The following is a 25,773-nucleotide window of genomic DNA, read 5'->3' on the forward strand; positions in this document are numbered from 1 at the left end:
GTCTTCGATCTGAATTACGGTCAGGGTTTATCAAAATCGGAAAGGATATTCCGATGACTGAGATGTATCTAACTTCAAAGGACGCCTCGGAAGCAAGTCGCTCCGGCGTCGGTATTTATCAGGTTCACGACGACGCCACGTGCCAGTCTTGGCTGCCGCAGATTAAAGGACGCGGCAAGTCCCGGCGTTACAATCGCAACCAGCTTCTTCTCTTGTCGATGCACAGTGACCTCGTGCGCTGGGGCGCTTCGATCCCGTTCGCGGGGCGGTTGGTATCGCGGATGGCGGAGACGTTGCTGTTCGCGCCGGGGGCGGGCGAGCTGGTGATCGAGTTCCATGTCAACGGCGCGAGCTTCTTCTACGGCGTGGAGCGGCATGACCTAGGTTTCGAGCGAAGCGACGCCGCGCGCGCCGCCGGTAGCGCGCGCTTCAAGGTGACGCTGGACCTCGCCGCCTATCGCGAAGCGGTCGACTCCGCGTTCGCGATCTATGGACGTCCGGTCGGCGACGACGATGCGGGGTGAATCACGGCCAGACAAACCCGTCGCCGGTCGCTTCGCGGCGGCACAGGGCGCGGGCTTCTCGGTCATCCCCCTCGGAGCGCGTAGCAAGGTGCCGGAGGGCGAATGGGCGCGTTACCGCGATGCGCCCGCCACCGCCGACGACGCGGCGCGTTGGGATCGAACCGACAAGAACGTCGGCATCATTACCGGGCAACCGTCCGGGGTGTTCGTGTTGGACCTCGACGGGCCGGACGGCATCGCCGAAGCACATCGTCGCGGCTGGGTAGTTCACACCGCTAAGGTGCAGACCGGCAAGGGCGAACACCACTTTTACAAGCTGCCCGATTTCAGGATCGGCAACAAAGCGGGCGTCGCGCCGAACGTCGATATTCGCGGCGACGGCGGGCAAGTCGTCGGCGCGGGCAGCGTCCATCCGAATGGCAACCTTTACGCTTGGGCCATCCCGGCGGATCAGATCGCCGACGCGCCCGCCGCGCTGCTCGACGTGTTGCGACCGCAGCGCCGCCCGCGATCTGCGAACCGCCGCCCGGTCAACGGCGGCGGTGAGTTCGATCAGATTATCAACGAGCTTCTCAACGCCGGGCAAGGCACGCGCAACGATCTATTCAATCGCGCGGCTTTTCGCGCCGGACAAATGTCGGCGGCGGGTCTGTTGGACGCAGTTAACGCGGAGGAGCGGCTTGCCGACGCCGCGCGGGACGCGGGCCTAGACGAACGCGAGATAGATCACATCCTCCCGCGCGTCATAGACGAAGGCATGGCCTCCCCGCGCAACAGCGATGGCGAGGAACCGATTAGCCAGGTCGTGATGGCGAATATCTGGGCGGAGCGGCGCGCGCGCGACCGGCGGCACGATCATACCGCCGGCAAGTGGATGCACGTCGATCCGACAAGCGGCGTCTGGCGCGCCGACGATTGCCGCGCCACGTTTAACGAGATCGGAACCGTGATTCACGAGTTCGGCGCGGGCGCGCCGCGATATTCTAACGCGGGCTTCATCGGCGGCACGGAAACGATCGCGCGCGGATTGCCAGCCGTCGCCGTGACTCACGAACATTTTGACACCGACAAAATGATGCTCGGCACACCCGCCGGTCCCGTCGATCTACGCACGGGCAAGACGCTCAGGCCCAATCCGTCCCTGCTCATCAGCAAGAGCGCGTCCGTCGCGCCCGCCGCCGGTGAGCCGACGAAATGGCTGACCTTCCTCATGCAATCGACCGGGCAAGACGCGCTCATGGTCGAGTTCTTGCAGCGCGTGGTCGGCTATATGCTGACCGGGCTGACCGTTGAACAGGCGCTGTTCTTCATCTACGGCGACGGCGGCAACGGCAAAGGCGTGTTCATCAACGTCATTCGCCGCATCATGGGCGAATACGCCGTGACGGCGGCGATGGAGACGTTCACCGCGTCTCGCAACGAGCAGCACCCTACCGGGCTGGCGATGCTTCGCGGCTCACGGCTCGCGACCGCTAGCGAAACCGAGCAGGGCCGTCCGTGGGCGGAAAGTCGTCTCAAGCAGCTCACCGGCAGCGACGAGATCAGCGCGCGGTTCATGCGGCAGGACTTCTTCAGCTACGTGCCGGAGTTCAAGTTGCTTATCATCGGCAATTTTCATCCGGTGTTGAATACCGTTGATGACGCGATGAAGCGGCGCTTCAATATCATCCCGTTCACGCGCAAACCGGAGTTTCCCAATCCTCACCTCGAACAAGAGCTAGAGGCGGAGTTTCCGCAAATCCTGAGTTGGATGATCGAGGGTTGCCTGAAATGGCAGTCGGACGGGCTGCGGCGACCCTTCGCCGTGATCGACGCCACCGCCGATTATTTCGATGACCAAGATGTGTTCGGTCAGTGGCTGGAGGAGTTCTGCGAGATCGCGCCGGGACACGCCGCCGGTTCGCAAGAGCTATTCCACAACTGGACGTTGTTCGCGGACGAAATGGGCGAGCAGGCCGGGACCATGAAGGGCTTCGGCTCGCTCATGTCGAAGCGCGGGTTTCGCAGCGCGCGTGCCACCGCCGGCAATCGTGCGCGCTTCTGGAAGGGGTTGAAGCTCCAGACGGTGCTCGATCCGCGAACCGGGGTCGATGTGACCAAGACGCCGGTGAACGCGCCGCAGCAGGTAATGTGATGCCCGTCGTCTCGCCTCCTTCGACCGCGACCCGGACGGCGGCTAAACGCATGAGTTCGCATAGCGAATTGCCCGTTAGCCGGTCGATCCGTCCGGATACGTCCGCTTACGCCACCAGTTTCCCGTTACGCTCTTACGCGGGCGCGGGCGGGCGCGCGATAACGCCTATAAGGGAATACCCGGTCGTATCCGGACGTGACCTCGCCGAATTGGCGAATATCCCAACCTCTTCAACAAGTTACCTGCCGTCCGGATCGTCGCCCTATCCGGACGGCTCACCCCCACGGGCGTCGAAGGAGAAAGATATGGCAGATGATCGCGGCGATAGCGCGGATCGCGACAGCTACTTGGCCGCCAATCCGGGCCAAACGGCGCGCGACTACAAGGGCAAGGGCTTTGATGAGTTCCACCCCTTCCTAAAGCACCACGTCACACCGGGCGAACGGGCTTGGGACAAGCTCAACCCAATCGAAGTGCGGCGGGCCGCGACGACAGAGAAGGCCCGGTTCCTCTCGCGTGGCGAGAGACAGGCCGCTGGGCGTGATCCTGGCTTGGTTTGGGACGAACGCAGCCGATCCTACCGCCTCCGCGCCGACATCCCTCCCGCACCACCGGAGGGGCCGGGGGGCCATGAAAGTTTCGACCAGGCCCGCTTCCAGACCGGCGCTGGCCAACGGTGTGATTGAAGTGACCGTTTTTCCATCGGAGAATAGTGATGTCTGACAAGAAGAAGCCCCAGCGGCCTCGCGTGGATAGTCCGTCCAGCGTGTCGTCCGCGATCCTCGCATCGGGCCGCATCGTGCGCCCGCCCGCTGGCATGAAGCTCACCGCCGCCGAAACGGCTGTGTTCGCCGAAGTCGTCGCCGAAATCCCTAAGGTCGATTTGAGCGATCATCAAATCCGCTTGGCGGGCATGTTGGCGCGGGAAATTCATAGCCAGACAGTCGAAAGCCAGACCCTAGCGCGAGAGGGCAAGGTGATCGCCGATCGCCACGGCGTTCCGATGCAGAACCCCCGCACGAAAGTCGTGCAGCAATGCACCGCGTCCGTCCTGTCGCTGCGTCGAACCTTGGGCCTCACGGCTCGGGCGTTGGCCGGTGGCGACAGTCGTCGCGTCGCGATCCGGCGCGCCCATCATCTCGCCAGTGAACATATGCTCGACAATATGGACGATGACGACTTGCTCGCACGTCCGCCAGCCGACCACGATGAACCGCGAAGGGACAACTGACCGTGACCCACGATGAAGAAGTCGCGTCGGTAAAGGTCATCGACTTTTGCCGAACGCATTTCCGCCGGTTGGGGGCGGAGGAGTTCACGAAGCTCGGTGCGCGCTCCGACGACATCGCTATCGCCGCGACCGCCGCCGCCGTCGATCTAGCCCAACATCACGCGGGCGATCCCGTCGCCGCAATCGCTTGGGTGCGCCGCGCGCTCGAAGTCATCGAAGCCGATCTGCCTTTGACCGTGGAGACACTGCAATGAGTGGCCTGGCTTCTCTCATTACCGCGCCCGCCGCCGTGCGAGCGGCGACTCTAGCACTGCTGGATGAACTCAGCGCACCTCTCGCGCCGCGCGCGTTGGAGCGCGCGTTACAGGACGGCGGTTTGACCCGGACACAGGCGCGCCGCGCGATGCACGCCCTTCGCGACGTTCACGTCGTCGCATTGGTGCCGAAGTGCTCCCCCGCGCCCTAATCGGGCCTGTCATGGCGATGGCGCGCGGGCCTGCCCGTCCGTCCCTTGAACGTCACTTAGTCCGCGTCGCCGTCGCCAACGTCGCACCACCGCAAGCGCCTCGTGATCCGCTGGCGCGCGATCTAGCGCGGCGCGTGGTGGAGGAGTTGACCGCGTTTCTAGCGGAACCGGATGACCCCTTGCTGAGCGTTATCGGCGAAATGAACCGCAAGGTGTTCCCTTCGCCCGTCGTCGCGCTGGCGACCGATCCGGACATTGATACTCTCGCGCTGTTCGTTGATGCGCGGGCGGAGGCGTTGCGTTCCCGGTCGGGCCGTGGGCTCACTCCCGGCGACGACGCCGCCGAACGCCGCGCGATCATGGGCGTTGTCGAGAAACGGCTCGCGCGTCGATACCTTCGACACCTTCGCGAATAAATCTCGCGGCGCTGCCGTGACCGCCAACCCCGGCAAACTCGATGGCCGATACCTCCTCCCGACCAAGGAGGATTTACAATGCACATGACCGCACTTCCCCGCGCCCTGACCCGCTCCGGCGGGCGCATCATGGCCAACGGCTCGCAGAACCCCGAAACGCTGTTCCGCGAACTCCGCACCGCCGTCGAAGCTCATATTTCGCGGAACAGTGAGCAGGTCACCAACATCGAGGCGGCGTTGCAGGCCGTACAGCATCAGGTGAACGGCGGCGCGGGCGGCGGCGCGATCACTGTCCTGCCCGTGGACGGACCTTACACCAGCGCGTTCGCGTCCTACGCGCGGCGCGGCGACGGCGTGGATGCGCTCAAGCTCGCCAACGCGAGCGGCGACCGCGCGACGGTTCACGCGGCCATGTCGGTCGGCACGGCTACGGACGGCGGCTATCTCGCGCCGGTCGAATGGGACCGCCAGCTTCACGAGCGCCAGCGCGCGACTTCGCCGATGCGTCGTCTCGCCAACGTGCAAATCACGTCGGTCGGCGCGTTCACGAGCCTGTGGAACGGTGACGAATGGGGTTCGGGCTGGGTCGGTGAGACGGCGGCGCGCCCTCAGACGACCACGGCGACGCTCGCACCGATCCCGTTCGGCACCGGCGAAATCTACGCCAATGCCGCCGCCACGCAGCGTCTGCTCGATGACGCCGCGATCAACGTGGATAGCTGGCTGATCCAGTCGCTTGACCGTGAGTTCACGCGTCAGGAGAACATCGCCTTCCTGTCCGGCAATGGAATCAACAAGCCCAGCGGCCTGCTGACGTTCGCGGTCGGCGGCTCCAACGCAGCAGCGCACCCCGGCGGGCCTATCGCGGTCGCCGAAATCGACATCGATTACGACGGGCTGGTGGACTTCCTGTACGGGTTAGGCGCTCCCTACCGCCAGAACGCATCCTGGCTGATGTCGTCGCTGACCGCTGCGGCCATCGCGAAGCTGAAGGACGCCAACGGCACGCCGATCTGGCGCGAGGGCTTGATCGTCGGACAACCAGCAACTCTCTTGGGTCGCCCGGTTGAGATTGACGAGGGTATGCCGGCACCGGTTGCGGGCAACCTCGCCATCGCGTTCGGCGACTTCAAGGCGGGCTATCTCATCAATGACCGCATCGGGACGCGGGTGCTTCGCGATCCGTACACGAACAAGCCGTTCGTGATGTTCTACGCGACCAAGCGTGTCGGCGCGGGCGTACTTGATCCGAATGCGATCCGGCTGCTCAAGGTCGCGGCGTAAGGGTTCCGCGCCAGCGTTACGGGCTGGGGCGCTGGCGCGGCGGACGGCGGGATGGAACTAACGCTCTCCCGCCGTCCCTCAGCTATTAAAATGCCAATAGATCGGCCTCAGGAGGGCCGCAGAGCCAATCAAATTTATTTTCGGAGCGCGAGTGCGTTTCGTACTCAAAGCGTTCTTTGGGCCGTTCTAGCCGCTCTACGGGCATGCGGCATATTTTCGATGTCAACCCTGAATTTGACATTTCCACAGCTAAGCACGAAATCTGTGGAGAAGTCGGTGCACAGGGTGCGCCGCCTTTTTCGTGAGTCAAGTGCCACTAGTCGAAGGAGGGCATCGTCAATGACCGCATTCCCGCCTCTCGCAGTCGCCAACGCCGTACTTGAGGAAGCGCAAGCGCAAGGCAAATCCTTGACGATTATGCAGCTGCTCAAGCTCGTATACATCGCTCATGGCTGGTCGCTCGCGCTGTTGAAAGCTCCTCTTGTAAATGAGGAGCCAGAGGCGTGGCAGCACGGCCCTGTGTTCCCGGCGATCTATCGCGAGTTCCGCCGGTTCGGGTCGCAGCGCATTTCTGGGCTGGCTTCTGGACCTTTCGGTTCCGTTCCTCATGCCGATCTCTCGGAGCCACAGCGCTCCGTCGTGCGATCCGTAGTGCAGAACTACGGCGATATGCACGCCTTCGCGCTTTCACGGATGACGCACGAGGTAGGCACGCCTTGGTTTGACACTTATCGTGGCGGAGCGGGCGTCTCGGATGACATTCCTAATGCAATAATTGCCGAACACTATACAAAGCTCTCCCATGAGCGACGAGCGAACGCCTGACGAGCGCATTGGCGACATAATCAGGCAAGCTGCCGTTGGTGAAAGCGCGACGTCAGGCAATCTATCTCAAGAAGACATCAAGGCGCTCGCAGATCGGGTGGACCTTCTCACCGCTGACTTCGGCAGGTGGGAAGGGTACAAGGCGGCGTCAGAAGAATACATCAGCGCCTTCAAGACCGAGGTTGATTGGCACTGGCGTATCCGTCTTGCCGTCGCGGTTGCCTGCGGCGTCCTCGTGCTGTTCCTCGCAACCGGACTAGTGCTCGGAGTGCTTTGGGCTGGCCCCCTTTTCCGGCCTGACCAGTCCCATGCTCTTACCGCATTGATCGTGGGCTGCATCACGGGTTGTGTGGTGGTGACAATCGCGCTCGTCAAAGGCGCATTCTCTAATTTAGTTGATCGCAACGCAGGTCTCCCCATGCCGGAGCATATGAAGGAAATCGTGGAAGCCGCGAAGAACATCGTCGGCGGAAGCGGCCATTAACGCGCGTAGTCAGACGGCGTTCGCGCTCACCAAAATATTCAAAATGGATGCATCGGCTGCTTTGGAAGTTGCGCGCGCGTAACTATCTATAGCCTCTACTTGATTGTCTCTGACAGATGAGGGGAGGTTTCGATGGCCAGATGCACCGCACCAACGAGGGGACACCGATCAGCCGCTGCGGCAGCCGACTGCCCCGCGTGTGGCGGTCGGTCACGGGGATATGGAGGTTACGGCGGCTACAGCAGCTACAGTAGCTATGGCTATCATCCGTCACCTTCACCGTCGCCTTCTCCCTCCTCATCTAGCAGCAGTGGCGGCGGCTCAGGCAAGCGCAGTTCGAAGCCACGCTGGTCGTCCTCAGGTTCAGGAGTGTGGTACACACCCGAACAGGTCCGGGCGCTTACGCCGGTTCGTGAGGCTGTCGAAAACCTTGCGGCTACGCAGCCCGACTTGAGAGATGTTTTCCTGTGTCACGCTTGGGATGACCGTCAGGGTGCCGCCAAAGATTTGCATGATCTGCTTGAAGCGCGGGGAGTGCGGGTCTGGTTTAGTGAGAAAGACCTAGGCCTAGGTGTTCCTATGATGCGGGCGATCGACAAAGGGCTAGTGAACTCCCGTGTCGGCATCGTTTTAGTCACCCCTGCAATGCTGAGCCGCCTGCCGGCGGAGGGGGTAGCCGATAAGGAGCTATCAGCGCTGTTGCGCCGCGAACGGCTTGTCCCAGTGGTTCACGGGACGACTTACGAGGAGCTTGAGAAGGTCAGCCTTATGCTGGCATCGCGGGCAGGCTTGAGCACTGGCGAAGAGTCGATGGCGGAGGTTGCGGCGAAGATCGCTGAGCTAGTGAAGGCTTAGCGGCTCAGGGTCCGAAACGGGGTCCGGCCCACTCGCACCGAAATCACCCTCAGTGATTTCATGCGGTTAGGAACGAATATGGCGGCCTCCGTCTCCGCCATTGCTCCGTGATTTCATTGGATTTTTCTGAAATAGAGCTTTCCGGCCAACATACCGGCCATTATTGATTCGGGCTTGCGTGGGCAATGATTGAGACAACAGCGGTCGTTGATGCGGCCGCTTCGACGCAAAGCGCGGCGAGTTGCCGGGTTGCGGTTCGGCGATGTTGAAGGTTCAGTGCTAACGCAAGCGATGCGCGATGATGCGCCCGGACTTCCTTGTTGCTCGCGCTGGGAAAGACGTGGGCGATATACGCTTCAAGCATCCGGTTCGCATCGGTTTCGCTTGGCCGAACGCTATCTAACGATTCGTGGATTGAGGGATCATAGACCGCCTGCGCCAGCGATATGATGACTTCGCGGCATAGCAGACCGATCGCTTGGCAATCTTCTTCGGCGGATGCGGTTTCAAGCTGCGCCCGCGCCTTCGACAATGCACGGTCAACCCGTTCCCATCCCGTCGCCTCGCGCGGTTCCGATGGTAGCGACGATCGCTCTGCTACAGCTTCGATAGCCGGGCCGAATAGCTGGCGGACGTAGAACCGCCGGTCCTTGTATTGCGGTAGTTCTGCGCTCCAATGGCGATACCATGCCCACAAATCGGCGTGCGGGTTATCGTATGTGACGCCTTCGGGGATCGCTTGTCGGATGCGGACTTCTCGCGCCCGATAATAGTCGTCAACGTCCTGAATGCGTGCGCCGCCGGTCGCAACGTCGATCATCATTGCGCGATGGATCAACAATTCCGACAACAGCGCAGCCGCGCCGGTTGCGTTGGGGCCGTCCAGTGTTTCGACGCGGATATCTTCGTGTTGCCGACTGGCTTGCAGCACGCTCAAAATAGCTTCGGCGATCCGCTTCCGATCCTGCTGCGACAACGATCGCAATGCTTCCACGATAGGCGCAGGGGCGCGAACGATGATTGCTTCGTCTGCCAGGTCCGAAAACCAATCAGGCGCGGTTTCGAATTGTTCGACCGATGCCCGGCAATGCCGCAGCAACATCGATAGATCCAAGCGTTGGAGACTTTCGAGAAAGCCGCAAGCGTTATCCGTCGTGTTCTCCATTTGATCCTTATGCCGGTTACGGCGATTCCGATCAATCTTCCGGCAAGGCGCAAAAAGAAGCTCGATCCTATGGCGGGGACCGGGCCTAGGTGGCGCGCGCCGGAAGAAACGAAGCCCCGGCCGGCAATGGCGCTAGGGGACCGGGACTTTGCCCCATCACAAGCCGTGGACGGAAGCCTGTGAGAATCAACCCGACGCTGAAGGTCACAGCGCCGGGGAGGGGTTACGGAAGCACTGGAAGGCGTCCGGCTATGATGGCGCGATCGGCGGCGCTAAGGGCTTACAGGGCGACGGCGACAACGGGATAGGTGCCCACATTCACCGCATCGGCCCCGGCGCGCTCCAACTCCAGCCGTCGATGGCAGCTTGATCAGTTTCGCATCCAAAAGCCGTTAGGTCGCTACCGGCCCAATTGCCGTCATTTGGCCTGGGGTCAGGACTCGCTGGTCAAAGCCAGAAGATGACGGTTGCGGCGAGGGCGATAGCTGAGAAGAAAATTGTGGGGCGCCGATCGTAGCGTGTGGCGACGCGGCGCCAGTCCTTCAGACGGCCGAACATGATCTCGATGCGGTTGCGGCGTCTGTAGCGGCGTTTGTCGTATTTGACCGGGGATGCAGGGCTTTATGCCTTTCTCCTGCAGTGCGTCCCTGAACTAGTCAGCGTCATAACCCCGGTTGGCGAGCAGCCATTGTGCTTTGGGCAACTCGTCCAGCAGAGCAGCAGCGCCGATATCGTCGCTGACCTGACCAGCGGTCATGAAGAAGCTCAAAGGGCGACCGTCCGCATCGCTGACGGCGTGAAGCTTGGTATTCATGCCGCCTTTGGTGCGGCCGATCAGACGCCCGAGATCCCCCTTTTTACCCGCAGGCTGGAAGCCGTGCGGTGCGCCTTGAGATAGGCCGCGTCGATCATTACCGTCTTGCGCTCCGCGCCCGCAGAGGACAGCCCTTCCATCATCCGGGTGAAGACGCCCATCCGACCCCACCACTTCCAGCGATTGTAGAGCGCCTTGTGCCGCCCATATTCTCTCGGCGCGCCCCGCCAGCGCAGCCAATTGCGGTTCACGAAGATGATCCCGCTCAACACCCGCCGATCATCCACCCTCGGCTTGCCATGGCTCTTCGGAAAATAGGGCTCAAGCCGCGCCATCTGTTCGTCCGTCAGCCAGTACAAATCGCTCACATCCAGTCTCCTCACGGAGCCTGAATAAGATCGCGCCGCTCACATCAATGGGTCCTGAGCCTAGCTCGGCACTTGCACGACGGCTCTCGGCGGGAGGTAGCACACAAAATCCGACCTGATCACAGCTCCGTAGACAAGGTAAATTGGACAGTCCGCGGCGCTAATGGCCGGAACAGGCCGTCGGCGGTCAGCTGCGGGCTGATGAAGCTCAGCGTGTCCTTGTCGAACAGATTGTCGATGTTCAACCGCGCCCGCACGTTCTTGACCGGGCCGAGGCGGAAGCCGTCGCCGATGTCGACATAGGCGTTGAACACCGTGAAGCCCGGCACACTGAACGTGTTCACGAAGTTCGCATGGCGTTGCGACGTGTAGCGGCCCGAGATGTTGGCGACGAGCCAGCTGGCCGGCTCCACCGTGACCCCGCCGGCGACGATCCATTTGGCGCTGTCGGGCAGGTATTTGCCGGACAGGGCGGCGACGTTGGGGATGTCGTCCTGGAACTTCGCATTGTTGTAGGTGGCGTTGGCACTGAAATAGGCGAGGCCGTTCAGCGCCGACGGCTTGAAGGTGCCGGTGAGCTCCAGGCCATAGGCGCGCGCGCGGCCGACGTTCTGGAAGAAGGTTTCGACGACGTTGGTCGTGCCGGGCAGGATGCCGGCGACCGACTGGATGCGGTTCTCGAACGCGGTGTAATAGCCGGCGAGCGAGGCGAAGAACTGGCTTTGGTTGGTGCGGATGCCCAGTTCGAAATTGCGCGCTCGTTCGGGCGCGGGGGCGGGCACCTTCGCCGCCGACGAATTCAGCGCGACCGAGAAGATGTCGTCCAGCCCCTTGGGCAGCGCGTAATTCTCCGCATAGGACACGAAGACCTGGGTGCGCGACGACAGGCGATAGAGCAGGCCCGCGGTCGGCAGAGAATGGTCGGAGTAGTGCGCGCTGTTGAACTGCGGGCCCCAGCCGGGCAGGGCGACGCCGCCGACCAGCCGCGCATAGTCGTTGAAGTCGCGATAGCCGCGCTGCTGATAGTCGAGGCTGAGCGATTTGACGCCCAGATCAAGCACCAGCCGGTCGTCGGCCAGGCTGATCGTGTCGCGCAGGAACAGCTGCGTCGTCTCGCGCTTCGATCGATAGTCGCGGCGGCGGAATACCACTTCGTTCCACAGTACTTCGCCGGCCGGTGACCCGCCGGTCAGGTTGTAGCGCAACTGGGTGCGGTGATATTTGTCGAGCTCGGCCCAGATACCCGCCTGGATCGTGTGTGCGCCCGCCTTCCATTCGAGGCGCGAGGTGATGCCGAAACGGTCGCCGCCGACTTCCGACAGGCCATATTGCGATCCGCGCGGCGCGACCACGGCCTGGCCGACGGCGATCTGGCGCTGATAATTGGTCAGGCTGTTGGTATAGGTGTCGGGCGAGACGCCGTAGCCGTCCTTGTCCTCCCAATAGCCGGTCGTTTCCCAGGTGACGCCCGGCGCGACGCCGACGTGCAGCGTGGTGCCGTAGAGCCGGTCGTTACGGATGTTGACCGCGGTTCCGTAATAATAGGCGTAGCGCGGGTCGGAGAAGGCGACGCCGGGCGCAGTCGCTAGAGGCGGATAGCTGGGCAGTGTGCCGATATAGCCGCGCCACCGCCCCAGCTTGCCGCCGGCATCGGGCGTCGTCGACAGATAATCGGCGCGCGAGAGGGTCGGCGAATCATAGTCGAAGAAGTCGTTCGACACGAATTTGAAGCGCAGCCAGCTGTCGCGGCCGAGGTCGGCGATCAGCTGCGCCTCCCAATGCTTGCGGTCGATCGTGCCGGCACCGCGCCACAGATCGCTCGACAGCTTGGTGTAGCTGACATAGCCGCGGAGCGGCCCGACGCGGCCGGAACTGGCGCGCACGAAGGTGCGGCGGACGCCATATTCGCCGAAGGTCTGGCCGACGAACAGGCCCAGGTCCTCCTGCGGCGCGATCGATTTGTACTGCACGATCGGGCCGAGCGAGGCGTAGCTGGGCAGCGATACGCCGCCAGCGCCGGGCGATGCCTCCACAACTGCCAGGTTTTCATTGTCAACGTAGCGGAACACCGGGCTGCCGCCGAACGGATCGCTGCGCCCGGTCGGGATGCCGTCGACGATGAAGCCTATCTGGTCGAGGTTGAAGGCGCGGACCTGCACGCTGTTGCCGAATTCATACAGGCCCAGCGACCCTTCGGTCTGGACGTTGAAGCCGGGCAGGCTTTCCAGCATCTTCAGGCCCGAGATGCCGGCTGGGGCCGACAACAGCGCCTCGCGCGTGATGGCCACGGTGTTGCTCACCTTGTCCTCGCCGATCGCTTCGGAGGCTTCGGAAGTGCGGCGGCCGTGGACGACGACCTCGCCGGATTCGGTCGTCTGGTCGGTGGCGTCCTGGGCGAGCGCGGGCGTCGCCACGAAGGCGCCCCCGAGCATCAGCAGGCGCAGCATGGCAGTCTTGGAATTGGCAATCGACACGGATGGTTCCCCCATGGGATGGTGGTCGCCCCTTGGCGGGGCGATCGTTAGATGCTCGGATCGGTGGTGATCAGCGTTTCGCGGCGGCCTGTGCAGCGGCCCACACCCGTAGGAAATTGCCGCTCCAGATCGCGGCGATTTGCGGTTCGGTGTAGCCGCGGCGGACGAGCTCGGCGGTGACGTTGCCGGCCTCCGCCTCGCTGTCGAAGCCGGTTACGCCGGCGCCGTGATCGAAATCGGTGCCGATGCCGACATGCTGCCAGCCGATCCGCCTCGCGATGTGATCGAGGTGGTCGATATATTCGGCCAGCGTGCCGCGCGGGCGGTTGCGTGACAGATCGTCGAGGGCTGCATCGCGCTTGTCGGCGGGCAGCGCGGCGGCGCCGTCCGAATAAGTGACGAAGCTGGCGGGCAGGCCGTGCCGCGTGCGGACGGTGGCTAGGCGGGCGCGATCGGCATCGGTGATGCGGTGAACATAGGCGGAGAAGGGCGTGACCTGGACGATCCCGCCATTGGCCTTGATCGCATCGAGTTCGGCGTCGCTCAAATTGCGGGCGTCGTCGATCAGCGCGCGGGCGTTGCTATGCGTTGCGGCGACCGGCGCGCGCGTCAGTTGCAGCGTCTGGGCAAAGGCGGCGTCGGACAATTGGGACACGTCGATCAGCGCGCCGAGATCGTTGAGCCGCGCCACCGCCTGCCGCCCGAGCGGGGAAAGCCCGCCATGTTCGGAGGCCGGCGCGTCACCCGGTCGCGACGAATCGGCGAAGTCGTTGTGGCCGGCGTGGGTCAGGCCGAACACGCGCGCGCCTTCCCGGTAGAAGGTGTCGAGTTGTGATACATCCTTGCCGAGCGACCGCGCGTTCTGGAAGCCGACGATCACCGCGACCTTACCCGCGCCGTGCAGCCGCGTGACGTCGGCCGGGGTCAGTGCCAGGCCGACGCGGGTGGGGTTGGCGGACGCGAACCCCCTGATCTTCGCGAGTTTCGCATCGGCGTCGCGACGCGCTGCGGCCACCCCGGCGGCGTCGCGCGGGCCTGGCCCGACCGCCACCGACAGCACGATCGCATCGACGCCGCCGGCGGTCAGGTGTGGCAGGTCGACGCGCGATCCGCCCTGCGGCAGCGCATAGCGCGACGGCGTCAACGGCAGCAGCACATCGGCGTGCCCGTCGAGCGACAGGACACGGGCGTGGATTTCGGCGGCGTCGACCGTGGCCGGTTCCTTCGCGGTCACGGCGGCCGGCAAAAGCGCGAGCGCCGCGGTTGCGCCAAGCAGGCTGTTCAGGATGAATGGACGCATCGCCGTCGGCTCCTTCGTTCTCTCATGGAATGGTGTCGCTGCATCAGTTCGGTGCGGCGCGCCTCAATCATCCACTCAATCAATCGGAATTTGGCAGGAATAAAAACTTTAGAGCGATGAAGTTATCTCCCACTGACTCAATGGGAATTAAAATCGATGCTTGGGGTCGCCGCTACCCGGCCCCGGAGAGTATCGATGGCGTACCGCGTGAGCATATTGGAAAAGGCGCTGATCCCGCCGGGCGAGACGCCGGCGGCGACGCTGGATCACGCGCTGGCCGCCGCGGTGCGCGCCGACCAGCTGGGCTATCATCGCTACTGGTTCGCCGAGCATCACGGCATCGACGGGCTGGCGAGTTCCGCGCCGGAGACACTGGCGGCGTTCGTGCTGGCACGGACCAAGTCGATCCGCGTGGGGACCGGCGGCGTGATGCTGCAGCATTATGCCCCGTACAAGGTGGCGGAGACGTTTAACCTGCTCGCCGCGCTGGCGCGGGGCCGAGTCGATCTGGGCATCGGGCGGGCGCCTGGCGGGCTACCGCACGCGACGCGGGCGCTGCGCTCCAATCACGATACATCCGACTTTCCCGAGAAGCTGGCCGAGCTTGACGCGTTCCTGACCGGTGCGCGACCTGACAACGTACGGTTCGCACACGCCGTCGCCACGCCAATGCCCGATATCGCGCCGCAACGCATCCTGCTGGGCGCGAGCGTCGAGAGCGCGCGCCTCGCCGCCCGGCTGGATTGGGACTATTGCTACGCCGGGCATTTCGACGGCGATCCGGGGCGGATCGCGCAGGTGTTCGACACATATCGCCGCGCGACGGGAAGGACGCCGCTGCTGGCGCTGGTCGCTTTCGCCGCCGCCACCGAAGCCGAGGCGAAGCGCCACGTCGGCCAGTTGCGCCTGTACCGCGTGCGGTTGTCGACCGGGCAGACGGTGAACGTGTCGAGCCCGGAGCTGGCCGCCGAATTCGCCCGCCAGGCTGAGGTCGCCGACTATTCGACCGAAGAGATCGTGCCCAACGTGCTGGCGGGCACCGCCGATCAGGTGCGGGCCGAACTCGACCGCCTGCACGACGAGTTGGGCGTCGAGGAATTCGTAATCGACACCCCCGTTCCCGGCTTCGCCGAGCGCCGCGTGTCTCTGGAAGCACTGGCCCCGCATGCAGCCGCGTCCACTCACCCCAGGGCCGTAGCGGCCTAGTTTCCGGAGGTATCCATCATGAGCGCGCGGTCGATACCCCTTGGCATTATGCTACACGGCGCGGGCGGGCACATGCACGCATGGAAGCATCCCAGCGGCCCCGCGGATGCCAGCGTCAACCTGACGTTCCTGACCGAGCGGGTGCTGAAGGCGGAGGCCGCCGGCATCGCCTTCGCCTTCGTGGCGGATGGCCTCTACATCAACGAGAAGTCGATCCCGCATTTCCTGAACCGGTTCGAACCGATCACCATCCTCTCGGCGCTGGCGACAGCCACGACGAAGATCGGTTTGGCGGGCACGCTGTCGACATCCTATTCCGATCCCTTCACGGTCGCCCGGCAGTTCGCCTCGCTCGACCTGTTGAGCGGCGGGCGGGCGGGGTGGAACGTCGTGACCTCTCCGCTGGAAGGATCGGGGCGCAACTACAGCCGCGAGCATCCCGACCATGCGCTGCGCTACCAGATCGCCGACGAATATCTGAGCGTCACGCAAGGTCTGTGGGATTCGTGGGACGAAGATGCCTTCCCGCGTGATCGCGAAACGGGCACCTTCTTCGACGACGCGAAATTCCGTCGGCTGGATCACAAAGGGCGGTTCTTTCAGATCGAAGGGCCGCTGAACATCCAGCGATCGCCGCAGGGCCAGCCAGTGATCTTCCAGGCGGGATCGTCGGACCCGGGGATCGGGCTGGCCGGGAAATATGCCGATGCGGTGTTCACCGGACCCGCGACGATCGAGGAGGCCAAGGCATTTCGCGAGCGCGTGCGCGCCAGTGCGGTGGTGCATGGCCGGTCGGCCGACGCCGTCCGTATTCTGCCCGGCATCGGCCCGATCACCGGCGCGACCGATGCCGAAGCGGAGGCGAAGTACGAGGTCATCCGCAACCTACTGACGATCGACGATGCGCTGGCGTATCTGGGGCGCTTCTTCGACCATCATGATTTCAGCGTCTATGATCTCGACGCGCCCTTCCCCGAGCTGGATGGCATCGGTCAGAACAGCTTTCGGTCGACCACCGACCGCATCAAGGCCGAGGCGCGCGAACAGGGGCTGAGTCTGCGCGAGGTGGCGCTGAAATCGGCGACGCCGCGCCCGCACTTCATCGGCAGCGGCGAGCGGGTGGCGGACGAAATCATCCGCTGGATCGATGCGGGCGCCGCCGACGGCTTCATCCTGGGCTTTCCGGTGTCGGCCGAGGGGCTCGACGATTTCCTGACGCATGTCGCGCCGGTGCTGAAAGCGCGCGGGCGGTTCGACGGCGTACTGGAAGGCGCGACGCTGCGCGACCATCTGGGCCTGCCGTTCAAGGCGAGCCGCCATGCCGATGCCGTGCCGGTCGACGAGCGATTGAGCGCATGACGGTCGCCCTGTCCAACGCGCCGCCGGTGCTGACGGCGATCGAGGCGTTCATCGACGACGCCATCGCGGTGCGCCACGACCTGCATCGCCACCCCGAACTGTCGTTCGGCGAGGAGCGGACCGCGGGGCGCGTCGCCGAATTGTTGGTTGATTGGGGCTACCGTGTGACGACCGGGGTCGGCGGGCACGGCGTCGTCGCGACGCTGACGCGCGGCAACGGCGCGAAGGCGCTGGGTATCCGCGCCGACATGGATGCGCTACCGATCACCGAGACGAGCGGGCTGGACTTCGCCAGCAGCGTGACCGGGCGGATGCATGCGTGCGGCCACGACGGGCACACCGCGATCCTCCTCGCCGCTGCGCGCTATCTGGCGAAGGACGGCGTGTTTTCCGGCACGCTCAACCTGGTATTCCAGCCCGCCGAAGAGGTCGGACAAGGCGCGCGGCGGATGATCGCCGATGGGCTGTTCGGCCGCTTCCCCTGCGATGCGGTGTTCGGGCTGCACAACTGGCCGGGACTGCCGGCGGGGCGGCTGGGGTTCGTCGACGGGCCTGCGATGGCGTCGGTCGACTGGGCGGCGATCCGCGTGATCGGCAAGGGCGGGCACGGCGCGGCGCCGCATGAGACGATCGATCCGGTGGTGGTCGCCGCGCATATCGTGACGGCGCTGCAGACGATCGTCGCGCGCAACGTCGCCCCGCTGGACACCGCGGTCGTGACCATAGGGTCAATCCACGGTGGCGAGGCGGCGAACGTCATTCCCGACAGCGTCGAACTGAAGCTGACCACGCGGACGTTTCGCCCCGAAGTGCGCGAGGACATCAACCGGCGCTGGCCCGAACTCGTGCGCGGCATCGTTGCCGGCTTCGGCGCGACGGTGGAGATCGAGACGCGGCCGGGTTTCCCCAGCGTGCTCAACCACCCGGCGGAGACGGCGTTCGCGCGGCAGGTGGCGCTCGACCTGTTCGGTGACGACGGTGTCATCGCTGATCTGACCCCGCGCACCGCCAGCGAGGATTTCGCCTTCCTGCTACAGGAACGGCCCGGCAGCTTCCTGTTTGTCGGCACCGGCGAAGGCGAGCCGCTGCATAGTCCGCGCTACCGTTTCAACGACGCCGTCATCGCCCCTGCCGCCGCCTACTGGGCGCGGCTGACCGAGACTTTCCTGCAATGAACCATCCCGCAGGCCAGCTGCAGCCCGGCGTCGAAATCGACCTGATCGTCCACGCCTCGCCCACCGATCCCGACGCGCGGCCGTTGGTCGATGACCTGATCCGCGAGTATAGCGCACGCTATCACGACGTGTTCGAGGAACCCGACGCCGCCGCGCAGGAACTCGACCGCTATCCGCCGGCGGATTTCGCGGCGCCGCACGGCGCCTTCCTGCTGATCCGGCGCGGGGGCGAGACGATCGGCGGCGGCGCGTTCATGCGCCATGCCGATCCGGGTACCGCCGAGTTCAAGCGCATCTGGACCGACCCACGCCACCGCCGTCGGGGGCTGGCGCGGCGCATCGTCGAGGCGCTGGAGGTCGAGGCGCGGCGGCTGGGTTATCGCCGCGTCTACCTGACCACCGGCTTTCGCCAGCCCGAGGCGGTCGGGCTGTACCGCCGGCTGGGCTATACCGCGCTGTTCGATCCCGACGGCGATCTTGCCGCGATCTTCAAGCTGCCGTTCGAAAAGGCGCTGGCATGACCGCCGCCACGTTGCCGCGGGTCGACGGGGTCCAACGGGGGGCACGTGCGGGGGCGACGGGCTATGTCGTCGTTCCCGCACGCTACCCGGCGCGCACTGTCGGATCGGTCATCGCCGGGATTCTGATCGTCGCGGTCGGCTGGTCGGTGCTGGGTAACCCGCGCTGGGGCTGGCCGGTGTTCGCCCAATGGTTCCTCGCTGAGCCGGTGATCGTCGGGCTGGGGCGGACGCTGTTGCTGACCGCGCTGGGCACCGTGTTCGGCTTCACGCTGGGCACCGCGCTGGCGCTGGCACGGGTGTCGGGCTCGCCGCTGCTGGCAGGCGTGTCGTGGAGCTATATCTGGTTGTTCCGGTCGATCCCGCTGATCGTGTTGCTGCTGCTGCTCAACAATCTGGGCTATCTCTATACGACGATCAGCGTCGGGGTGCCGTTTACCGGCATCAACCTGTTCTCCTATTCGACGACCGAGCTGATCAGTCCGTTTGCAGCAGCAGTGCTGGGCCTGACGCTCAACCAGGCGGCGTTCTCTTCGGAAATCATCCGCGGCGGCATTCTGTCGGTCGACCAAGGGCAGCACGAGGCCGCCGGCGCGCTAGGCCTGCCGCGCCGCCGCCGCATCTTCGGGATCATCCTCCCGCAGGCGATGCGCACGATCCTGCCGTCCGGGTTCAACGAGATCATCGGCCTCGCGAAGGGGACGTCAGTCGTCTACATCCTGGCGCTGCCCGAGCTGTTCTACACGGTGCAGGTCATCTACCGCCGCAACCTGGATGTCGTGCCGCTGCTGATGGTGGCGACGGTCTGGTACCTGATCATCCTGACCGCGCTGTCGCTGGTGCAGCGAAGGATCGAGCGGCATTATGCCCGGGGCACGACCCGCGATGCCGCGCGGTCGAGATCGCGACCACCCATCACCGCGCCGAAGCCTGTGGCGCCACCGCGACCGGTCCCGTTCACGCGCGGCGGCGAGATCGTCATCGATGACGTCAGCAAGGCCTTCGGCGATCTGCCTGTCCTCGACGGCATCTCGCTGACCTGCCCCGCCGGCAGCGTCACCGCGATCTTGGGCCAGTCGGGATCGGGCAAGTCGACGCTGCTGCGTACGATCAACCATCTCGAACGCGTCGACGCCGGCGTCGTCGCGGTTGACGGCGAGCTGATTGGCTACCGCCGAGACGGGCATGTCCTTTACGAATTGAAGGAACGCGACATCCTGCGACGCCGCACCGGCATCGGCATGGTGTTCCAGAACTTCAACCTGTTCCCGCACATGACCGCGCTGGAGAATATCGTCGAGGCCCCGGTCGCCGTGCAGGGCCTGTCGCGCGAGGAAGCTGAGGCGCGCGCCCGCGACCTGCTGGCCCGCGTCGGGCTGGCGGACAAGGCCGATGTCTATCCCCGCCACCTGTCCGGCGGCCAGCAGCAGCGGGTGGCGATCGCCCGCGCGCTGGCGTTGCGGCCCAAGGTGCTGCTGTTCGACGAGCCGACCTCGGCACTCGATCCCGAACTGGTCGGCGAGGTGCTGGACGTCATCAAGGAACTCGCCCGGTCGGGCACCACGCTGGTGATCGTGACGCATGAGATCGGCTTCGCGCGCGAAGTCGCCGACACGATCGTATTCCTCGACGCCGGGCGCGTGGTCGAGACCGGTCCGCCCGACCAGGTGCTGACCACACCTCGCCATCCGCGCACCGCCGAATTCCTGTCGAAGGTGCTGTGACGATGCGGATCGCCATCCTGTTTGGTACAGTCGCCGTTATGCTGGCCGGATGCGCTCCGCCGACGCCGGAGCCCGGCCCCGAGACGCTGCCGCGTATCCGAACCGAACGGGTTGCGGCGGCGGCGGCGCTGCTGCCCGCCGGCACGCTGGTGCAGCCGGGCGTGCTCACCGTCGCGGCGACGGTGGGGCAGTTGCCGCTGGCCGATTATTCGCACGACGGCACGTCGGTGGTCGGGGTGGAGAGCGATATCGCCCAACTGATCGCCGACGGGCTGGGGTTGCAATTGCGGATCGTGCCGGTCGCCTGGGCCGACTGGCCACTGGGGCTGACGTCGGGGAAATATGATGCCGTTCTGTCGAATGTGACGGTGACCGAGGAGCGCAAGGCCAGGTTCGATTTCTCCACGTATCGCGACGACAAGCTGGGCATCTACGCGCGCAGCGACAGCCCGCTGAAGTCGGTGCGCGAGGCGAAGGACATCGCCGGACTGAAGATAACGGTCGGTGCCAGCACCAACCAGTCGCAGATTCTGGATCGCTGGAACGCCGCCAATGTCGCGGCGGGGCGCAAGCCGGCCGAGCCGCAATATTATGACGACGCCGGGCTGGCGCGGCTGGCGGTACTGTCGGGCCGCGCCGACGTGTCGTTCGGGCCCAACGCGATCTCCGCCTACGAAGCGCGCGACGGCAAGACCCGCAAGGTCGGCGAGGTGCCCGGTGGCTGGCCGCTGACCGCCTATATCGCGGTCGCCACGCGCAAGGGATCTGGGCTGGCCCCGGCGATCACCGCGACGCTCAACGCCCGCATGGGCGACGGCAGCTATCGCCGCGTGCTCGAACGCTGGAACCTTGTGTCGGAAGGCATCGCGCGGTCCGAAACCAACCCGCCCGGCCTGCCGAGAGGCTGAGGCCAAAGCCAATCTCGTCGGCGGCAAAGGCTTTGTTTTCATATCACATCAAATCAATGGGATATTATCGGTGCCGATCGGAGGTGATTCATGTCGCTGAAACTGTTCGACGTCGTGCCGGATTTCACCCAGGCCTCGACCATAGGGGAATTCCCCTTCTACCCCTGGGCCGGGCGCGACTGGGTGGTGCTGTTCAGCCATCCGCGAGATTTCACGCCGGTATGCACGACCGAGCTGGCCGCGGTCGCGCGGCTGAAGCCTGAATTCGATCGGCGCGGGGTGAAGGTTGTAGGCCTGTCGGTCGATCCGGTCGCGAGTCACCATGCCTGGGCCAACGACATCCTGCTGTCGCAGGGCGTCGAACTAAACTTCCCGCTGATCGCCGATGAGGATCGGCGCGTGTCGCAGTTGCTCGACCTGATCCATCCCAATGCGTCGGACACGGTGACAGTGCGGACCGTGCTGGTGATTGATCCGGCGCGGCGAGTGCGGCTGACGCTGACCTATCCCGCATCGACCGGGCGCAATTTAGCCGAACTTCTGCGGACGATCGACAGCCTGAAGTTGACCGATGACCACAAGGTGGCGACGCCGGCCGACTGGGCGCAGGGCGACGACGTCATCATACTGCCGTCGGTCGGCGAGGGCGAGGCGCGCCGGCTGTTCGGCGCCTGGCAGACCCACACACCCTATCTACGCACCGTGCCACAGCCGGTAGCGGCGGAATGATGGTCGCGTCGGTCGTCGACGGTCTGCGCGAAGCACGCGCCGCGTGGCGCGCGCGACAGGATGAGGCGCGCGACGTCGGCAGCTTCCCGTCGCGTGGCGCCGTTGCCGGAATCGTCGCGACCTTCGCCGCCGCACTCTACCCGCGCCGGCTGGGCGGCTTGCCCACAGGAGCCGTCGAGGATGAGGACCGCTTCGTCGCCGCGAAACTGCTCGCCGGGCTGGGCGACCTCGAACGCGAAGTGTCCGCCGAACTCGGTTACTGGCGGCACGAAGCCAGCAGCGATTTTCCCGCCGATCAGGCCGCGACGATCGTCCGCCTGTTCGCCGCCGCACTGCCCGAAGTGCGCGAACAGATCGACAGCGACGTCGAGGCTGCCTTCCTTGGCGATCCCGCCGCGCGCAGCGTCGACGAGATCCTGCTCTGCTACCCCGGCGCCATCGCCAGCCTGCACCACCGGCTGGCGCACCAGCTCTATACGCTGGGCGCGCCGATCGTGGCGCGGCTGATCTCCGAACTGGCCAACGAAGCGACCGGCATCGACATCCACCCCGGCGCAACGATCGGGCGCAACTTCTTCATCGATCACGGCACCGGCGTCGTCATCGGCGAGACCGCGATCATCGGTGATCGCGTGCGGCTGTATCAGCATGTCACTTTGGGCGCGCGCAGTGCGCCGGGGCTGGCGGCGCGCGCGGCGGCGGCGCTGCGCCCGCGCCATCCGATCGTCGAGGACGACGTCGTCATATACGCCGGGGCGACGATCCTGGGCCATGTCACGATTGGCGCGCGATCGGTGATCGGCGGCAACGTCTGGCTGCTGTCCGATGTCGCCGCCGACAGCGTGCTGATCCAGCCCGAGGCGGTGCTGCTCGACGACCGCAAGGCGCTATCGCTGCGCGATGAGCTGGAGGCGGCGGCATGATCGGCGCGTGCAAGCCGGTGCTGGGCATAATGTGCGTGAACGAGGTCGCCGGTCGCCCGATCCAGGCGGTTGCGACGCGCTTCGTCGAGCCGGTCGCGCGACTGTGCAATGCCACGGTGCTGCTGGTGCCCGCGGTGCCCGGCGCCAGCGATGCGGTGGCGATCGCCGGCATCCTCGATGGCCTGTTGCTGACCGGCGCGCGCTCGCACGTCGCACCGGCGCAGTATGGCGCGGCGGAGGGCGATGGCGACGCGATCGTCGATCCGGGCCGCGATACCGTGGCACTCGCGCTGGCCGACCGGATGATCGGCGCGGGCAAGCCGGTCTATGGCATCTGCCGCGGGTTGCAGGAAATCAACGTGCTGTTCGGCGGCACGCTGTCGGGCGTCATCGACCCCGCACGCCACCACCGCGGATCATGGGAGGGCGATTATGCCGCACTGTTCGCTCACCGCCACGCGGTTCAGCTGGCGCCCGGCGGCGTACTCGCGCGCTCGACCGGCCAGCGCCGGCTGGAGGTCAATTCGGTCCACCAGCAGGGCATCGACCGGCTGGGTGGCGGGTTGATGGTGGAGGCGACCGCCTGCGACGACGGGCTGGTCGAGGCGATCCGCGCGCCGGGCTGCGGCGCCGATGTACTGGCGGTGCAATGGCATCCCGAATGGGACGTCGCGCACTGCGCGGGCAGCAGATCCTTCTTCACCCTGCTGGGCGGGTCGATGCGGCGCGGCGCGGAGATGCTGCAGTGAGTCATAGTCAAACGCAATCGGGATTCCGGCTGCCGAGTTTCGGTATCCAGGTGCTGGTCGGCATGGTCGCGGGCGTCGTGCTCGGTCTGGCCGCGCGCGAGTTCGGCGCCGCCGATGGAGCGTTGGCGGTTACGTTGCGCACGGTGGGGCAGATTTTCGTCCAACTGCTGAAGACGCTGGTCCCGGCGCTGGTTTTCACCGCGATCGTCGGGTCGATTGCGGCGCTGCGCGACGTCCGCAACGCCGCGCGCCTCGTCGGGCAGACGTTGCTGTGGTTCGCGATCACCGCGCTGATCGCGGTCGTGATCGGCATCGTGCTTGGGCTGGCGATCCAGCCGGGCGCGCGCTCCGGCGTATCGGCGGCGGCAGCGGCCGTGCCGGCGGCCAGCGGGTCGTGGCTCGATTTCCTGAAAGGACTGGTCCCCGCCAATCTGTTCGGCCTCACCGCCAACACGACGCTGCGCGATGGCGGGGCCAGCACGGTGCTGGGCTTCAACGTGCTGCAGATCATCGTCGCGGCGATCGCGATCGGTGCCGCTGCCGTGCGCGTGGGTGACGCGGGCGCGCCGTTCTTGGCGTTCAACGCGTCGGCGCTGGCGATCTTTCGCCGCCTGCTGCGCTGGGTGATCGCGCTGACCCCGATCGGGTCGGCGGCGCTGATCGGCGATGCGGTGGTGCGCTATGGCTGGGAAACGCTGTCGTCGCTCGGCGCCTTTGCCGGGGCGATCTACCTCGGGCTCGGCCTGGTGCTGTTCGTGGTCTATCCGCTGGTGCTGGTCGCCAACGGGCTGAGCCCCGCCTGGTTCTTCCGCAACGCCTGGCCGGCGATCCAACTTGGCTTCGTTTCGCGATCGTCGGTCGGCACTTTGCCCTTGACCGAGGACCTGGCCGAACGCGCGCTGGGCGTGCCGCGCAGCTACGCGGCCTTCGCCGTGCCGCTCGGCGCGACGACGAAGATGGACGGATGCGCCGCCATCTACCCGGCCATATCGGCGATTTTCGTCGCGCAATTCTTCGGCCTGCCGTTGCACCTGTCGGACTATGTGCTGATCGCGCTGGTCTCCGTCCTCGGATCGGCAGCGACGGCGGGGCTGACCGGCGCGACTGTCATGCTGACGCTGACGCTGTCGACGCTGGGGCTACCGCTCGACGGCGTCGGCCTGCTGCTGGCGATCGATCCGATCCTCGACATGGGCCGCACCGCCGTGAACGTCGCCGGGCAGATGCTGGTGCCCACCATCGTCGCCCGCCGCGAAGGATTGCTGGGCGACACGCCATATCCCGAACCCGGCAAGGAGTCCGCCGTTGCAGCCTGAACACCACCATCCCGTCGTTTCCAACAGCGCGATCGACCAGGAATGGGCCGATCTGCTGTCGCCGACGCGCCGTACGGTGATCGCCGGCGGCGGTCTGGCGTTGGGCGCTGCGGCTATCGGCGCAGCGCCGGCCCACGCGGTTGCGGTGCGCCAGGCAGTGCTGGGGGAGCCGGGCTTCCGACCCGTCCTGCCACCCCGGGACGAAGGGCGCAGCCCCTGGGGCTATGAGACCGCGAAGGAGACGCCGGCGCGCCCGTCGAGCATTCGTCCCGAAGGCGGTCACGGCCTGCCCGATCGGCCGCGCCCGTACACCGAAATCTACAGCTATCATGCCCACGTCTATTTCGACGAGGACAGCTATGTGAAGGCGGCCAAGCTGCGGCAGTGGGTGATCGAGCGGTTTCCGGTCGAACTGGGCAACTGGAACCTGGAGCCGCGCGGGCCGCACGTCACGCCGTCCTTCTACTTCGGCTTCACCAATGATTTGATGTCGGTGGTGATCCCCTGGCTACAGCTCAACAGCCTGGGGCTGACGATCCTGCTGCACCCGAATTCGGACGATCCGCGTGCCGATCACCTGCACTATACCTTGTGGGTGAATCGGTCGCAGCCGGTGAATGCCTTTGGGATGAAGCGCCCGGGCGAGGCCGATGCACCGCCGATCGAGAAGATCCTGCCCAACATCACGCCGACGGTTCGGCTGGAGGTGTGATCCTGCCCGAGCCGCCGGGATCAGCGCCAGCCGGGTCAGCAGCATCGGCGGTTCGCCGGTGATGTAGGTGTCCACCGGCACCGGCAAGCGTTCTCGCAGGGCCGTCCCGACCGC

At 65.3% G+C, this 25,773-nt stretch carries 24 protein-coding genes and 1 pseudogene; 21 read left to right on the forward strand and 4 right to left on the reverse strand.

Annotation, left to right across the window (positions count from 1 at the left end):
• Positions 1-218 precede the first annotated feature (218 nt).
• The 10 genes from VYI76_RS14610 to VYI76_RS14655 all read left to right on the forward strand — a co-directional run bounded on the left by VYI76_RS14610 (position 219) and on the right by VYI76_RS14655 (position 8,219).
• The gene (locus VYI76_RS14610; RefSeq protein ID WP_326525519.1) at positions 219-524 is read left to right on the forward strand and encodes a hypothetical protein; all 306 of its coding nucleotides are present in this window, start codon (positions 219-221) and stop codon (positions 522-524) included.
• Entirely contained in the window at positions 490-2,658 is a 2,169-nt protein-coding gene (locus VYI76_RS14615; protein WP_326525520.1) for a phage/plasmid primase, P4 family, read from the forward strand. Before VYI76_RS14610 ends, VYI76_RS14615 begins: the two co-directional genes overlap by 35 nt.
• Before the next feature lie 305 nt (positions 2,659-2,963).
• A complete protein-coding gene (locus VYI76_RS14620; RefSeq protein WP_326525521.1) occupies positions 2,964-3,344 on the forward strand; it encodes a hypothetical protein in 381 nt (126 codons plus the stop codon).
• 29 nt (positions 3,345-3,373) lie between these two features.
• The gene (locus VYI76_RS14625; protein WP_326525522.1) at positions 3,374-3,889 is read left to right on the forward strand and encodes a hypothetical protein; all 516 of its coding nucleotides are present in this window, start codon (positions 3,374-3,376) and stop codon (positions 3,887-3,889) included.
• Positions 3,890-3,891: 2 nt separating this feature from the next.
• Entirely contained in the window at positions 3,892-4,143 is a 252-nt protein-coding gene (locus VYI76_RS14630; RefSeq protein ID WP_326525523.1) for a hypothetical protein, read from the forward strand.
• Positions 4,144-4,366: 223 nt separating this feature from the next.
• Positions 4,367-4,771 (forward strand): hypothetical protein, encoded by a 405-nt coding sequence (locus VYI76_RS14635; protein ID WP_326525524.1) that lies wholly within the window; start codon positions 4,367-4,369, stop codon positions 4,769-4,771.
• A gap of 78 nt (positions 4,772-4,849) precedes the next feature.
• Complete coding sequence (locus VYI76_RS14640; protein WP_326525525.1) at positions 4,850-6,055, forward strand: phage major capsid protein; 1,206 nt, start codon at positions 4,850-4,852, stop codon at positions 6,053-6,055.
• A gap of 339 nt (positions 6,056-6,394) precedes the next feature.
• A complete protein-coding gene (locus tag VYI76_RS14645; protein ID WP_326525526.1) occupies positions 6,395-6,880 on the forward strand; it encodes a Panacea domain-containing protein in 486 nt (161 codons plus the stop codon).
• The gene (locus VYI76_RS14650) at positions 6,858-7,364 is read left to right on the forward strand and encodes a hypothetical protein (protein ID WP_326525527.1); all 507 of its coding nucleotides are present in this window, start codon (positions 6,858-6,860) and stop codon (positions 7,362-7,364) included. The genes VYI76_RS14645 and VYI76_RS14650 overlap by 23 nt, the downstream gene beginning before the upstream one ends.
• A gap of 132 nt (positions 7,365-7,496) precedes the next feature.
• Positions 7,497-8,219, forward strand: coding sequence for a toll/interleukin-1 receptor domain-containing protein (locus VYI76_RS14655; protein WP_326525528.1), 723 nt, complete (start codon positions 7,497-7,499; stop codon positions 8,217-8,219).
• A gap of 160 nt (positions 8,220-8,379) precedes the next feature.
• On the opposite strand, the gene VYI76_RS14660 is transcribed toward VYI76_RS14655, so the two are convergent.
• The 4 genes and pseudogenes from VYI76_RS14660 to VYI76_RS14675 all read right to left on the reverse strand — a co-directional run bounded on the left by VYI76_RS14660 (position 8,380) and on the right by VYI76_RS14675 (position 14,340).
• Positions 8,380-9,384, reverse strand: coding sequence for a hypothetical protein (locus tag VYI76_RS14660; protein WP_326525529.1), 1,005 nt, complete (start codon positions 9,382-9,384; stop codon positions 8,380-8,382).
• A gap of 447 nt (positions 9,385-9,831) precedes the next feature.
• Positions 9,832-10,566: pseudogene (locus VYI76_RS14665) on the reverse strand (IS5 family transposase).
• 119 nt (positions 10,567-10,685) lie between these two features.
• A complete protein-coding gene (locus tag VYI76_RS14670) occupies positions 10,686-13,055 on the reverse strand; it encodes a TonB-dependent receptor (RefSeq protein WP_326525530.1) in 2,370 nt (789 codons plus the stop codon).
• 55 nt (positions 13,056-13,110) lie between these two features.
• Entirely contained in the window at positions 13,111-14,340 is a 1,230-nt protein-coding gene (locus tag VYI76_RS14675) for a dipeptidase (protein ID WP_326525531.1), read from the reverse strand.
• Positions 14,341-14,535: 195 nt separating this feature from the next.
• Between VYI76_RS14675 and VYI76_RS14680 the strand changes: the two genes are divergently transcribed.
• From VYI76_RS14680 to VYI76_RS14730, 11 genes are all read left to right on the forward strand, one after another.
• A complete protein-coding gene (locus VYI76_RS14680; RefSeq protein ID WP_326525532.1) occupies positions 14,536-15,546 on the forward strand; it encodes an MsnO8 family LLM class oxidoreductase in 1,011 nt (336 codons plus the stop codon).
• Between the two features lie 48 nt (positions 15,547-15,594).
• Positions 15,595-16,905: an LLM class flavin-dependent oxidoreductase gene (locus VYI76_RS14685; RefSeq protein ID WP_326525741.1), complete on the forward strand. Its 1,311-nt coding sequence runs from the start codon at positions 15,595-15,597 to the stop codon at positions 16,903-16,905.
• Positions 16,902-18,080: a M20 aminoacylase family protein gene (locus VYI76_RS14690; protein WP_326525533.1), complete on the forward strand. Its 1,179-nt coding sequence runs from the start codon at positions 16,902-16,904 to the stop codon at positions 18,078-18,080. The genes VYI76_RS14685 and VYI76_RS14690 overlap by 4 nt, the downstream gene beginning before the upstream one ends.
• Positions 18,077-18,601, forward strand: a complete 525-nt coding sequence (locus VYI76_RS14695; RefSeq protein ID WP_326525534.1) for a GNAT family N-acetyltransferase — start codon at positions 18,077-18,079, stop codon at positions 18,599-18,601. Before VYI76_RS14690 ends, VYI76_RS14695 begins: the two co-directional genes overlap by 4 nt.
• A complete protein-coding gene (locus VYI76_RS14700; protein ID WP_326525535.1) occupies positions 18,598-20,322 on the forward strand; it encodes an amino acid ABC transporter permease/ATP-binding protein in 1,725 nt (574 codons plus the stop codon). Before VYI76_RS14695 ends, VYI76_RS14700 begins: the two co-directional genes overlap by 4 nt.
• 2 nt (positions 20,323-20,324) lie before the next feature.
• Positions 20,325-21,230 (forward strand): ABC transporter substrate-binding protein, encoded by a 906-nt coding sequence (locus VYI76_RS14705; protein WP_326525536.1) that lies wholly within the window; start codon positions 20,325-20,327, stop codon positions 21,228-21,230.
• Between the two features lie 90 nt (positions 21,231-21,320).
• Entirely contained in the window at positions 21,321-21,959 is a 639-nt protein-coding gene (locus VYI76_RS14710) for a peroxiredoxin (protein WP_326525537.1), read from the forward strand.
• Positions 21,956-22,882, forward strand: a complete 927-nt coding sequence (gene epsC, locus VYI76_RS14715) for a serine O-acetyltransferase EpsC (protein ID WP_326525538.1) — start codon at positions 21,956-21,958, stop codon at positions 22,880-22,882. The genes VYI76_RS14710 and epsC overlap by 4 nt, the downstream gene beginning before the upstream one ends.
• The gene (locus VYI76_RS14720; protein ID WP_326525539.1) at positions 22,879-23,631 is read left to right on the forward strand and encodes a gamma-glutamyl-gamma-aminobutyrate hydrolase family protein; all 753 of its coding nucleotides are present in this window, start codon (positions 22,879-22,881) and stop codon (positions 23,629-23,631) included. The genes epsC and VYI76_RS14720 overlap by 4 nt, the downstream gene beginning before the upstream one ends.
• On the forward strand, positions 23,628-24,947 hold the full coding sequence (locus VYI76_RS14725) for a dicarboxylate/amino acid:cation symporter (RefSeq protein ID WP_326525540.1): 1,320 nt from the start codon (positions 23,628-23,630) through the stop codon (positions 24,945-24,947). The genes VYI76_RS14720 and VYI76_RS14725 overlap by 4 nt, the downstream gene beginning before the upstream one ends.
• The gene (locus VYI76_RS14730) at positions 24,937-25,659 is read left to right on the forward strand and encodes a DOPA 4,5-dioxygenase family protein (RefSeq protein WP_326525541.1); all 723 of its coding nucleotides are present in this window, start codon (positions 24,937-24,939) and stop codon (positions 25,657-25,659) included. Before VYI76_RS14725 ends, VYI76_RS14730 begins: the two co-directional genes overlap by 11 nt.
• Positions 25,660-25,773 lie beyond the last annotated feature (114 nt).

The organism is Sphingomonas sp., assembly GCF_035910975.1.
GTDB lineage: Bacteria > Pseudomonadota > Alphaproteobacteria > Sphingomonadales > Sphingomonadaceae > Sphingomonas.